The 12,684-nt window shown below is 73.1% G+C and carries 7 protein-coding genes; 3 read left to right on the top strand and 4 right to left on the bottom strand.

The features are described 5' to 3' along the window. Window positions 1-463: 463 nt before the first annotated feature. The 4 genes from ACH4LD_RS06300 to ACH4LD_RS06315 form a co-directional block, all read right to left on the bottom strand. Window positions 464-3,358: a glycoside hydrolase family 2 TIM barrel-domain containing protein gene (locus ACH4LD_RS06300; protein ID WP_398054293.1), complete on the bottom strand. Its 2,895-nt coding sequence runs from the start codon at window positions 3,356-3,358 to the stop codon at window positions 464-466. Window positions 3,359-3,508: 150 nt separating this feature from the next. After that, a complete protein-coding gene (locus ACH4LD_RS06305; RefSeq protein ID WP_398054566.1) occupies window positions 3,509-5,407 on the bottom strand; it encodes a glycoside hydrolase in 1,899 nt (632 codons plus the stop codon). Window positions 5,408-5,418: 11 nt separating this feature from the next. Further along, window positions 5,419-6,669 (bottom strand): ROK family transcriptional regulator, encoded by a 1,251-nt coding sequence (locus ACH4LD_RS06310; protein WP_398054292.1) that lies wholly within the window; start codon window positions 6,667-6,669, stop codon window positions 5,419-5,421. 157 nt (window positions 6,670-6,826) lie between these two features. Continuing rightward, a complete protein-coding gene (locus tag ACH4LD_RS06315; protein WP_398054291.1) occupies window positions 6,827-8,113 on the bottom strand; it encodes an FAD-binding protein in 1,287 nt (428 codons plus the stop codon). A gap of 110 nt (window positions 8,114-8,223) precedes the next feature. Here ACH4LD_RS06315 and ACH4LD_RS06320 point away from each other — a divergent pair, with 110 nt between their 5' ends. The 3 genes from ACH4LD_RS06320 to ACH4LD_RS06330 all read left to right on the top strand — a co-directional run bounded on the left by ACH4LD_RS06320 (window position 8,224) and on the right by ACH4LD_RS06330 (window position 12,683). Then, the gene (locus tag ACH4LD_RS06320; protein ID WP_398054290.1) at window positions 8,224-9,231 is read left to right on the top strand and encodes a hydroxyacid dehydrogenase; all 1,008 of its coding nucleotides are present in this window, start codon (window positions 8,224-8,226) and stop codon (window positions 9,229-9,231) included. Between the two features lie 336 nt (window positions 9,232-9,567). After that, a complete protein-coding gene (locus ACH4LD_RS06325; RefSeq protein WP_398054289.1) occupies window positions 9,568-10,938 on the top strand; it encodes a radical SAM protein in 1,371 nt (456 codons plus the stop codon). A gap of 269 nt (window positions 10,939-11,207) precedes the next feature. Continuing rightward, complete coding sequence (locus ACH4LD_RS06330) at window positions 11,208-12,683, top strand: cellulose binding domain-containing protein (RefSeq protein ID WP_398054288.1); 1,476 nt, start codon at window positions 11,208-11,210, stop codon at window positions 12,681-12,683. Window position 12,684 lies beyond the last annotated feature (1 nt).

Consider the following 12,684-nt stretch of genomic DNA (forward strand, 5'->3'; position numbering starts at 1 on the left):
ACCTCCCTTGGACTCCTAGGTCACAGCCTAGGACCGCTAGGTGGCGGGGTGTCAACATGCTCGGCGAGTCACCGCCGGACCGGCCCGGCGCCCCGGTTCGTCGCGCACCTACACCTGGGCGGTGCCGGGGGAGGAGGTGAGTCCGGCGAGGGCGAGTGCCCGCCGCGAGGACGCCGAGGAATCTGCTGTTCGGTCGCATGCGGTCATGTTCACGCCAACGGGCAGGGTTTTGCAGGGAGTCGGGAGAACCGTCGCGTGAACAGTCGTCTCACGGAACACCGCGTGGATGCCGGAAGCCTCGGTGCCGACACCCGGCAGGGGCGGCGCCGCGACCCCGCCGGCCATGGAGGCGGCGATCACCCACGCACCGGCCCACCGGGCACCCGGCGGCGCCCGGTCGAGTCCACCGCGGCCGGCCGGGAGAAGAGCCCGGCGGCCGCGGTGGGCGCCGGGACCGTGTCGGTCAGCTGGTCTCCGGAGCGGGGGCCGGGGAGAAGACGAACGAGAACTCCGCCGGCTCGGCCCGCAGGTGGTACCGGGGCAGCGGACCCGGACCGCAGGACTGGGAGCCGATGCCGTGCTGGCCGTGGTCGAGGTTGACCCACACCCCCGCGGCGGAGCCGCTGTCGGACGCGGTGGCGGGCACCAGGTCGGTGCGGTGGGCCGCCGCGTCGAGCTGCTCGGTGGTCCAGCGGCGGGCGGTGAACCAGTACGCCGGGTCCCCCTCGATGCGCAGGCCGCCCAGTTCCGCCCAGCGGACGTCGATCCGGGCACCGTTCTCCTGCGGGCGGACGTACGGCGTCTGGAGCTCGTCCACGGTCGACTGCCAGCGGGCGATCCGGGCCGCCGTCCGCGTGTCCGGGTACGCCTCGCCGGGCCCGCCGCCGTACCACCGCACCCGGTCGGCCGCGGCCAGCCCGAAGCGGATGCCGAGGCGGGGCAGCGGGACCGTCCAGTCGCCTTCCGGGACGGTGGTCACGGTCAGCCGGAGCCGGTCCCCGTCCGAGGTCCAGCGGTACACCGTCGACAGCCCCACCTCCCGGGCGGCCGGCGCCACCCGGGTACGGACCGTCAGCGCGTCCTCGCCGGTCTCGACCGCGTCCAGGCGGTGCCGCATCCGGTGCAGGCCGAGCTTCCGCCACAGCGGGCCGAAGCGCAGGTCGCTCTGCCAGGCGGCACCGTCGTCGTTGTCGGTGGTGGCCCGCCACACGTCCAGGCGCAGACCGGTGACCGGTACCGCGCCGATCGTGCGCAGCGCCCCGGTGCGGGCGTCGAAGACGGCCGGGCCGAGGGTGATCACCCCGTCAGCCGGTGCCGGGCGGGCGGATGCGGCGACGTACGGCGTCCGGCGCGCCGACACCGGTAGCTGGCCCCAGGCGACGACATGGTCCCGCGGCGCCCACGCGGTGTCGGAGGCGAGCACCGCCCGGACGGTCCAGTACGCCTCGCCCGCCGGGGCACCGGCCGGTACGGCGGGCAGCTTGACCTCGGCGGACTCACCGGGGGCCAGCGCGGGCACCGACAGGCTGCCCGAGTCCACGCTCTCGCCCTCGACCTCGTACGACCAGGAGAAGGCCAGCGCCGACAGGTCCGCGAAGTCGTACGTGTTGGTGACACGGACGGTGCCGGCCGTGCCGTCGCCCGTGACGGCGACCGGTTCGATCACCTTCTTGTACTCGACCAGGCCGGGGGAGGGCCGCCGGTCCGGGAACAGCAGGCCGTCGCAGACGAAGTTGCCGTCGTGCAGTTCCTCGCCGAAGTCGCCGCCGTAGGCGTAGCCCAGTTCGGGGTGGGCGATGCCGTGGTCGATCCACTCCCAGACGAAGCCGCCCTGGAGCCGGTCGTGGGCCTCGAACAGCCGCTGGTAGTCGGCGAGTCCGCCGGGGCCGTTGCCCATGGCGTGTGCGTACTCGCACAGGATGAAGGGGAGTTCGCGGCGCCTGAGCGGTCCGCCGTCCAGGTGCCGGCCGATCCGCTCGACCTCGGCGTGGTTCGCGTACATCCGTGAATAGACGTCGGTGTCACGGCAGGTGTGGTCGCCCTCGTAGTGCACGAGCCGGGAGGCGTCACGTGCGTGGATCCACTCGGCCATCGCGGTCAGGCCCCGGCCGGTGCCGGCCTCGTTGCCGAGCGACCAGATGACGACCGAGGGGTGGTTCTTGTCCCGCTCGACCATGCGGGCCGCCCGGTCGAGCAGGGCCGGGGTCCAGCGGTCGTCGTCGACGGGGTTGTCCCGCCAGCCCTGCTCGGTGAAGCCGTGCGTCTCCAGGTCGCACTCGTCGATCACCCACAGGCCGTACTCGTCGCACAGGTCGAGGAAGGCCGGGTGGGGCGGGTAGTGGGAGGTGCGGACGGCGTTGATGTTGTGCCGCTTCATCAGCAGCACGTCCTCGCGCATGGTCGCGAGGTCGAGGGCCCGGCCCTTCTCCGGGTGCCACTCGTGCCGGTTGACGCCCTTGAAGAGCACCGGGCGGCCGTTCACCTTGATCAGGCCGTCCGACAGCTCCACCGTGCGGAAGCCGATGCGCAGCGGCACCCGCTCGCCCTCGGTGGCCAGCACGCCGTCGTACAGCCTCGGCGTCTCGGCGGTCCACGGCTCGACCGGGACGGTGACCGGCTCACCGGTGGGGACGTCCACACCGAGGCCCGGCACGGTCACCCGGCCCGCCACGTCGGAGTCGACGCGCAGGGTGCCGGTGCCGGACACGTGGTCGTAGGAGGCGTGCACGAAGAAGTCCCGGACGCTGCCCGGCGGCCGGTGCAGCAGGGTGACGTCCCGGAAGATGCCCGGCAGCCACCACTGGTCCTGGTCCTCCAGGTACGAACCGGCCGACCACTGGTGGACGCGCACCGCCAGCACATTGCCCGAGGCCCTCAGGTGCGGGCCGACCGCGAACTCGTGCGGCAGCCGGGAGCCCTTGAACTCGCCCAGCTCGGTGCCGTTCAGCCAGATCCGGGCGCAGGACTCCACTCCGTCGAAGCGCAGCACGGCCTCACCGCCGGCCGGCCAGTCGGCGGGCAGGTCGAAGACGCGCAGGTGGTCGCCGGTCGGGTTCTCGGTCGGCACCCGGGGCGGGTCGACCGGGAACGGGTAGAGGTGGTTGGTGTAGACGGGGGAGCCGTGGCCCTGGAGCACCCAGTGGCCCGGGACCGTGACCTCCGCCCAGTCACCGGCGTCGTACCCCGGCGCCGCGAAGGAGTCGTCCTGGGCGTCGGCCGTGTCCGACAGCCGGAAACGCCAGCCGCCGCCAAGGGAGAGGGACGCGGCGTCGGAGGACGCGTACCAGGCGCGCGGCGGCAGCGCCCCGGTCCCCGGGGAGACGTCCTCGATGTAGTCGGTGCGGGTGTGGAAAGACATCGGTCTCCTAGCTCAGCCCTTGATGCCGGTCTGCGCGGTCCCCAGCGCCGGCCGGCGCTGGAGGAAGAGGAACACGTACGCGGGACAGATGTGATGAGGGCCGCCGGGTCAGGGGAGTGACCGGCGGCCCTCGGTCGGGAAGCGGTCGCGCTACTGCCTGGTCCAGGCCTCGTTGGCGCCGCCGGTGCAGCGGTACAGGATCACCCTGGAGCCGTCGGCCGTCGCCTGTCCGCTGACGTCCAGGCACCTGCCCGAAGCCTCGTTCACGATCTGCCCGTTGGAGTTCAGCAGCCAGCGCTGCGTGCCGTCACCGCTGTACGCGGATGTGGTCGTCAGCCCCGAAGTTCCGGCCGTGAGGTAGCCGTTGGCGCCCTTCAGGGTGCCTCTCGCGTCGTACGACCAGGACTGCTCCGCGGTGCCCGTGCAGCCGGCGATCGTGGCACCCGCGGCATCGGCCGTCAGGCACTTGCCGGACTGCTCACCCACCAGGGCACCCGTCAGCGCCGAACTCCCGTGTCCCTTGCGGTCGAGGACGTACGTCGTGACCGAACGGGCCGCGAGCGTGGCCGACATGGTGCCCTCCACGACCGAGGGCTTGGCCACCTTCGCCCAGTTCTCGTCGGCGGAGGTCCGCACGGCCCGCGTGGCCCGCACCGGCGTCCGGCTGTTGAAGTGCAGGTTCAGCGCGGTGTCGGTCGCGTTGTGGTTGTTGACCACGACCACCCAGCCGCCGTTCCTGTCGTACGCGGACACCTCGACACCGTCCGGCGCGCCGGTCACGTCGTGCAGGGCCGCGCCGGGCCGGACGAACTTGCTGTACTGGCCGAGCGCGTAGTAGCGCTTGGTGAAGTACAGGGTCTGGTTGCCGTTCTTCGCGTAGTCCGGGTCGTAGTAGATCAGGCCGTCGTTCCAGCCCTCGTCGTTCCGGGCCGTCGGATCGCTGCCGATCATCTCCGACAGCGCCACCCACCACTGGAACGCCGAGTCATGGGCGGTCGCGAAATCCTTGTAGATGATCCGGGAGAGGTTCAGCCCGCCGTCGATCGTCGGGTCGTACTCCTGCGCCCAGCCCGTGCCGCCCTTGCCGAAGCAGCAGATCTCCGTCGACCAGGACTCCTTGCCGGCCGCCCTGGACGTCTCGTACACCTGTGCCCGGTCGGCGTCTCCCGGGTTGTCGTACGTGTGGTGGGCCAGCCTGGCGACGTACGGGGCCGTACCCGGCTCGGAGATCCACTGCGGGACCTCGGAGTTGAACTTCACCGTGCTGGTCGACTCGTCCGCGATGATCGTCGCCTTCTGGTGCCGGGCCCGCTGTTCGGCGCCGAGCGCGCGCACGATGTCGTCGCGCTGGGGGACGTCGACGAGCATGCCCTCCTGGCCGCACGAGTCGAAGCTGTTCGTCGGCTCGTTGAACGGGCTGATGTAGTCGAGCCGCACGCCCTGTTGCGCGAAGTGGTCGGTGACGTCGGCGACGTACTTCGCGAAGTCCCGCTCGTTCTCCGCCTTCAGATGGCCGCCGCAGCTCTTGCCGTTCGTCTTCCACGCGGCCGGCGCGCTGTTGACGAACCCGATCAGGTCCTCGACGCCGTACCGGGCGGCGGCGGAGAGGAAGTAGCGGCCGGCCTCGTCCTTGCTCCAGTCGTAGCCGCCGTCCGGCTTCAGGAAGTCCTCGGCGGCGCGGGGCGCGTACGTCACGCCGGTGCCGCCGCCGCCGATGTTGTACCGGTAGGCGCTGAGGTCCAGGCCGTCCTCGGAGAACAGCAGCCCGGCGACCCGGGCCCGGACCTCCGGGTCGAAGTTCTTCAGGTCGTTGACCCACCAGGCACCGGACGCGCCGATGTTGTCGATGGTCTGGGCGGCGTGCGGGGAGACCTCGGCGGCGGGGGTGCCGGTGGTGCCGGCGGCGCTCGCGGGCGGGGAGCCGAGCAGGGCTCCGGTGACGGCCAGCGCGGCCGAGGCGGTCAGCAGGACCGGTCTGCGGGTGCGGGGCCGAGGGATCCGGGGCCGGGAAGTGGGGGGCCGGGAGGTGCGGAGGTGAGACACGTGCATCCCTTCCGTCGTCACGAAGGCGGTGCGGTACGGCTCCATGCGGGGGCGGTGGTGCGCTTGGTGCTGGTCCGCTGCCCGACGGACTGCAGCGCCCCCTCCAGCGCGAACGTGGCCGCGCCGAGGGACACCGGGTCGGTGGGGATCGGGGAGAGGACGATCTCGGTGGCGGCCAGGGGCCGGCCCAGGGCGTGCCGGGCGACCGCCCGGCGGACCTCCCCGAGCAGCGGTTCGCCCAGCCGGGAGGCCACCCAGCTGCTGAGGACGACCACTTCGGGGTTGAGGAGATTGATCAGGTCGGAGATGCCGGCACCGAGGTAACGGGCCGTGTCCCGGAGGACCTTGAGTGCCACCGGGTCGTCCTCGGCGACCGCGCGGGCCAGCGCGTCGATGGTGGCCGTCTGGTCCCCGGGGTGCAACAGGACCGAGCCCGGGTCGAGTTCGCGCAGGTTCTGCATGATGCCCGGGGCGCCGACGTACGTCTCCACGCAGCCGTGGTTGCCGCAGTGGCACAGTCGGCCGTCCAGCACGAGCGTGGTGTGCCCCCACTCACCGGCGCTGTTGCTCACCCCGCGGTGCAGACCGCCGCCGAGGGCCAGGCCGGCGCCGACGCCGGTGCCGAGGTTGACCACGACGGCGTCCCCGCGGCCCCGCGCCGCACCGAACCACAGCTCGGCCACCGCGCAGGCGCGCAGCGGGTTGTCCAGGTACAGCGGGTGGGCGATGTGTCCGGCGAGCAGACCGAGCAACGGCACGTCGTGCCAGTCCCAGTTGGGCGCGTACTCGGCGACCCCGGTGTCCCGGTCGACCTGGCCCGGCACGCTCACCCCGACGCCCAGCACCCGGGCCGCCTCGATGCCGGCCTGGGCGACGACCGAGTCCACCGCGGCGGCGACGTGCCCGACCACCTGCTCGGGCCGGCTCTCGCCGGGCCGCATGTCCTCGTCGGCGCGGGCCAGCACGTTCAACGCCAGGTCGAACAGCTCCACGTGGACGTACGTCTCGGCGATGTCCACGCCGATCAGCGCGCCCCCCGACGCGTTGACGGCGACCAGCCCCCGGGGGCGGCCCCCGGCCGAGTCCTCGAACCCCACCTCGGTGATCATGCGGAGGTCCAGCAGCTCACCGACGAGCGTGGCCACCGTGGCGAGGCTCAGCCCGGTGGCCGCGGCCAGCTCCTGACGGGAGGTGGGGGACTCGGCGATGATCTGGCGCAGCACCTCGTAGCGGTTCGCGGTGCGGATGTCACGTGAGGTGCGCTTCACGTGGCTGCCCCTCCCCTCCCGTCGGACCAGTGCGGGCCGAGGCGGCTCCGGCACCGGCGCGGACGTCAGGCTAGGGGCTGGGAGGGGCTTTCGACAAGGGGTTCGGAAAGGGGGTGGAGAAAGTGCGGGGTGGCGCGAGTGCCCCGGCGAACGGCCGTCAGTGGCCGAGGAGGTCCCGCACGAAGGCGTTGGCGAACGTGCCGGAGGGATCCAGGGCGCGGACCAGGTCCCGGAAGTCGGCGAACCGCGCGTACCGCCCGCGCAGCGCGGCCGGCGGGATCTGGAAGACCTTCCCCCAGTGCGGGCGCGGGTCGAACGGCTCCAGCACCTCCTCCAGCCGGCGCACCACCGGCAGCACCGCCGTCTCGTCCTTCACCCAGGTGAAGTGCAGCGCGACCGAGTCCCGTCCGTGGGCCGGGCTCAGCCACTGCGCGTCGGCGGCGACCGTCCGCACCTCGCAGGTCTGCAGCACCCCGGCGACCGTCTCCCGGATGCCGTCGATCGCGTGCAGCGCGCCGAGGGCCGACGGCCGCGGCAGCAGGTACTCCGACTGGATCTCCTCCCCGCTGCTCGGCGTGAACTCGGCCCGGAAGTGCGGCAGCCGCTCGTGCCACGGCCCCGGCGCCCCCAGCTGCTCCGTGCAGTTCACCGCGGGCATGCCCGGTACCGGGTGCAGCGGCTCCGTCGCGGGCGCCGCCCACGGGAAGTCCACCGCCGGCCGGTCCGTGCGCCGCTTGACCCACACCTGCCGGAAGCCCGGCCGCCGCCAGTCGGTGAAGAGGCTCACGCTGTATCCGGCGGCGGCTACGGTCTCGAAGTCCAGCCCGTCCAACGGGAGTTCGGTGTAGACCCGCTGCTCCACCTCATACGCCGGCTCCAGGTCGAGGGTGAGCGCGGTGACGGCGCCCAGCGCGCCGAGGGAGGTGACGGCACCGGCGAACCGCGCGTCGTCCCGGCCGATCGTCTCGGTCGTACCGTCCGCGACGACCATCTCCACCTCGCGGACCGCCGCCGCCAGCGGGCCGTTGGTCACCCCCGAGCCGTGCGTGCCCGTCGCCACCGAACCGGCCACCGAGATGTGCGGCAGGGAGGCCATGTTGGACAGGGCGAGACCGTGCGCGTGGACCGTGCGGGCCAGTTCGGCGTAGCGGACGCCGCCCGACACCCGGACCGTACGCGCGGCCGTGTCGACGTCGATCGTCTGCGGCAGTCCGGCGGTGGACACCAGGATGCCGTCCGGGCCCGGGTCGGCGATCCGGTTGAAGGAGTGCCCGCTGCCCAGTATCCGCACCCTCGCGCTCCCCGCCACCAGCGCCGCCAGCTCCTCCGGCGTGCGCGGACGGTGGAACTCGCGCGCCGCGTACGTGACGGTGCGTGCCCAGTTGGTGACCGTGCCGGCGCCCCCGGCCCCCGTCCTCCCGGTGGTTCCTGCGGTCTCAGCCATCCCTGTGTCCTCTCCCGGTGCGTTGCGTCTGCGTTGACCCTCTCATCAGGCGCCACCTACGGTAGAGACCGGTTGCTGTCCGAGCGTCACCGAGCCGGAAGGTCACCTCCTTGCCCGAGCGTCCCCAGGCGCTGTTCGCCATGACAGCCCGGAACGTGCCGCTCGTCTTCCCGCCGGAACTGCTGACCCGGCTGCGCGCCTGCGTGGACATCGATCCCGCCCTGGTGGCGCACGACTTCACCGGGGCCCGGGTGCGGGAGGCCCTCGCCCGCACCGAGATCCTGATCACCGGCTGGGGCTGTCCCCGCCTGGACGCGGCCGTCCTGGACGCCGCGCCGAAGCTGCGCGCCGTGCTGCACGCGGCCGGCTCGGTCAAGGGGTTCACCACGCCCGCGGTGTGGCAGCGGGGCATCGCCGTCTCCTCGGCCGCCGCCGCCAACGCCGTACCCGTCGCCGAGTACACCCTCGCCATGATCCTGCTCGCCGGGAAGGACGTCTTCGCCCACCGCGACCGGCTGCGCGACCGGCGCGCCTTCCCCTACGGCGAGATCCTGCCCGGCATCGGCAACCACGGCCGCCGCGTCGGCATCGTCGGCGCCTCCCGGACCGGCCGCCGCCTGCTGGAACTGCTCCGCCCGTACGACCTCGCGGTCACGCTCGCCGACCCGTACGTGGACGCGGCGGAGGCCGCCCGGCTCGGTGTACCGCTGCTGCCGCTGGACGAGCTGCTGCGCACCTCCGACATCGTCACGCTGCACGCCCCGCAGACCGCCGAGACCCACCGTCTGATCGGGGCCCGCGAACTCGCCCTCATGCCCGCCGGATCCGTGCTCGTCAACACCGCGCGCGGCGCCCTGGTCGACCACGAGGCGCTGATCGCGGAGCTGCGCGCCGGCCGCCTCGGCGCCGTGCTGGACGTGACCGACCCCGAACCGCTGCCCGCCGACTCCCCGCTGTACGACCTGCCGAACGCCTTCGTCACCCCGCACCTGGCCGGCTCGCAGGGCAACGAGGTGGCCCGGCTGGGGCAGGCGGTCGTGGAGGAGGCCGAGCGACTGTCGGCGGGCGCCGCTCTGCTGCACGCGGTCGACCCGGCCGAACTGGGGAGAACGGCCTGAGCCTGCCGCTCGGGCGGGGCGCGGGTGCCGCGCCCGGCGGGACCACGGCGTCCGCCGCCGTCGGCCTGATCGCCTCCAGGATCTCGCGGGCCCTGCGCGCGGGCGGACCGCCGGACGGTGGGCGACGTGGCCGGGCAGGGCGGCATCCCGTGCGCCCGGGAGGTCCGCCCGGCCCGGCGCCGCACGGGGTTGTCCGACCAGGGCACCTTGTTGATTTCGGCTCAAAGGTGGGGGTAAGGGGCGTACCGGTAGGATCGCCGGGGCCCCGGCACCGGTGTGCCGGTGACGGGGGCATACGGTGAGAGGCGTACGCCTGAGCCGGGAGGAGACAGACGGATGGGCAGTCGTACCGCGCTGGTCGAGGATCTGATGGAGCGGTTCCCGCAGGTGCCGCGGGAGGCCGTCTTCAAGGAGGACCTGCTCCGGGGCGGTGTCGCCTTCGACAAATCCGCACTCAGTGACAACGAGGACGGGGACGTCAAACCGAAGTCCTACTTCATCTTCTCCTTCGACCACGGCACCCTGCCCGAGCTGGGCGAGGCCGCGCTGCGCCGGCCCCCGGAGGAGATCATCCTGACGGGCGGCCCGTACGACCTGAGGCGCACGGTCGTCTCCGTACGGGTGAACCCCGCCTCGCCGTACCGGGTCGCCGCCGACGAGGAAGGGATGCTCGGGCTGTACCTCGACGGCAGGCGCATCGCCGACGTCGGGGTGCCGCCGATGCCCGAGTACTACCGGCACACCCTCTCCAACGGGAAGTCCGTGATGGAGGTCGCGCCCACCATCCAGTGGGGCTACCTGATCTACCTGACCGTCTTCCGGGTCTGCCAGTACTTCGGCGCCAAGGAGGAGTGCCAGTACTGCGACATCAATCACAACTGGCGCCAGCACAAGGCCGCCGGCCGGCCCTACACCGGCGTCAAGGACGTCGATGAGGTCCTGGAGGCGCTGGACATCATCGACCGGTACGACACCCAGAAGGCGTCGACGGCCTACACCCTCACCGGCGGTGCGATCACCTCGAAGGTGGCGGGCCGGGACGAGGCCGACTTCTACGGCCACTACGCCAAGGCCATCGAGGAGCGCTTCCCGGGCCGCTGGATCGGCAAGGTCGTCGCGCAGGCGCTGCCCAAGGCGGACGTGCAGCGGTTCAAGGACTACGGCGTGCAGATCTACCACCCCAACTTCGAGGTGTGGGACCGCCGGCTGTTCGAGCTGTACTGCCCCGGCAAGGAGCGCTACGTCGGCCGGGACGAGTGGCACCGCCGCATCCTGGACTCCGCCGAGGTGTTCGGCGCGCGCAACGTGATCCCCAACTTCGTGGCGGGCGTGGAGATGGCCGAGCCGTTCGGCTTCACCACCGTCGACGAGGCCATCGCCTCCACCACGGAGGGCCTGCGCTTCTTCATGTCGCACGGCATCACCCCGCGCTTCACCACCTGGTGCCCGGAGCCCACCACCCCGCTCGGCAAGGCCAACCCGCAGGGCGCGCCGCTGGAGTACCACATCCGGCTGCTCCAGGCCTACCGGCAGACCATGGACGACTTCGGCCTGTCCTCCCCGCCCGGCTACGGCCCGCCCGGCCCCGGCCGCGCGGTCTTCTCCGTCAGCTCCTTCATGGACAGCCTGCCCGCGGACGGCACGTCGGCGGAGGGCACGGAGGGCACGGAGGGCACGGAGACGGGGGAGAAGCCCGTCCGGGTGTGACCCTGCGAGGTCTCGGCGAGGTCCGGGTGTGACCCGGCGAGGTCCGGGCGTGACCCGGTGAGCAGAACCGCGTCCGCGTCCGTACCAGAGGCCGGAGTCGCGGGCTGATCGTGGCGCGCGCGCCCGCCGCCACTGTCGGTAGCCGGATGTGAACAGGCCGCTTGTCAGTTGTGGCGGGAGCGTGAAAGGCTCTGTGCCCTGCCGCGGGGTTCCCCGCAACTCCCCTTTCCCTTTGGTGAGTTGCCCTCGCTCGTGGATGCAGGAGTCCCATGCCCGACCTGCCGACCCCTCAGGACGACACCGAGGCCGCGCTGTTCTCGGAGTGCTGGGACGCGGTGCTCTCCTACGCGGACCTGTGCACCTCCGGGTCCCTGACGGCCCACCAGCTCGCCACCGAGGCGTTCACGCTCGGCATGCGGGAGGTCCGCGCCGCCGCGAGCACCCATGTGCGCGGCGCCGGCAGCCGCACCGCACGGCTGCCGACGATCCCGGCGCTGCTCACCGCCGTACGCACCACCGCGGCCGCGTGGGAGGCGGACGGACAGGGGCACAAGCTCGACCCCGAGCTGCGGCTGTGGCTCAACTCCGGCAGCGCGGCCCGGTTCACGGGGCCGCCGCTCGGGCGGCCGGTCGCGCTTCGGGGCCTGCGGGACATGCAGGAGGCGGACGCCGCGCTGCTCTGGCTGGCCGAGGTGGAGGCGCTCCCGCTGCCCACCGTGGCCCGCCGGCTCGGCCTGGACATCGCCACCGTCGCCGACGAACTCGACCAGGTCCGTGGCCTGTTCCGGGACCGCTGTCACCGCGCCCACCTCGACTCCCCGATGGACGCGCAGTGCCGCAGCTACGCCCGCCTGCTCGACGCGGTCACCCGCTCGGCCGTCGCCGAGACCCCCGGCGACCTCTCCCGGCACCTCGCCACCTGCGTGCGGTGCGCCGAGGCCGCCGCCTGTCTGCGCCTGCACGGCGGCGGACTGCCCGGCGCGCTGGCCGGCGGAGTGATCGGCTGGGGCGGCCTCGCCTACCTGGAACGGCGCCGCCGCGCCACGGAGGTCCGCCTCGGCGCGGGCCACCCGGGCGGCGCCGACGCCGACGACCGCGAGGAGGGCACGGGCCGCAGCCGGGTGCTGCGCGGCGGACTCCTCGCCGCCGCGGTGCTGCTGTCGGCGCTGGCGCTCGGAGTGTCGATGATGCCGTTCGGGGGTTCCGGCGACGGCACCGCCGCCGCCCAGGACGACCGGCAGCCGGTCGCCGACCCCGGCGTCTCCCGCACCGCGGCGCGCCCCACCGCCACGGACTCCCCCTCCGCCCCGGCCCCCGCGACCCGCACCGCGCGCCCGCCCGCCCGGCAGAAGCCCGACCCCGAACCGCAGGGCACCTCCTCCGCCACCCACCGCGCGGGCCCGACGAACGCCCCCGCCACCACCCGGCCGGCCGGCTGCCGGGTCGCCTACGAGCTGGACAGCCAGTGGCCCGACGGCTTCCAGGCCACCGTCAGCGTCACCACCGACCGGGCCCTCACCGGCTGGGAGGTGTCCTGGACCTTCCGCGACGGCCAGCAGGTCGGCCAGATGTGGGACGCCACCGTGCGCCAGGACGGCCCCCGCGTCACCGCCACCGCCGCCGACTACAACAAGGCGGTCGCCGCGCACGGCACCCTGTCCTTCGGCTTCCTGGGTTCCTGGGCCGACGCCAACCGCACGCCGTACCGCTTCACGCTCAACGGATCGCCCTGCGCGGTCGGTTGAC

Origin of the sequence: Streptomyces sp. NPDC017676 (assembly GCF_044329325.1) — a bacterium.
Classification (GTDB): Bacteria; Actinomycetota; Actinomycetes; order Streptomycetales; family Streptomycetaceae; genus Streptomyces.

What these genes read in the sequence shown, in the direction of transcription:
- ACH4LD_RS06305 (WP_398054566.1), bottom strand. Translation starts at nt 5,407, where the DNA reads ATGCACGTGTCTCACCTCCGCACCTCCCGGCCCCCCACTTCCCGGCCC.
- ACH4LD_RS06325 (WP_398054289.1), top strand. Translation starts at nt 9,568, where the DNA reads ATGGGCAGTCGTACCGCGCTGGTCGAGGATCTGATGGAGCGGTTCCCG.
- ACH4LD_RS06315 (WP_398054291.1), bottom strand. Translation starts at nt 8,113, where the DNA reads ATGGCTGAGACCGCAGGAACCACCGGGAGGACGGGGGCCGGGGGCGCC.
- ACH4LD_RS06300 (WP_398054293.1), bottom strand. Translation starts at nt 3,358, where the DNA reads ATGTCTTTCCACACCCGCACCGACTACATCGAGGACGTCTCCCCGGGG.
- ACH4LD_RS06330 (WP_398054288.1), top strand. Translation starts at nt 11,208, where the DNA reads ATGCCCGACCTGCCGACCCCTCAGGACGACACCGAGGCCGCGCTGTTC.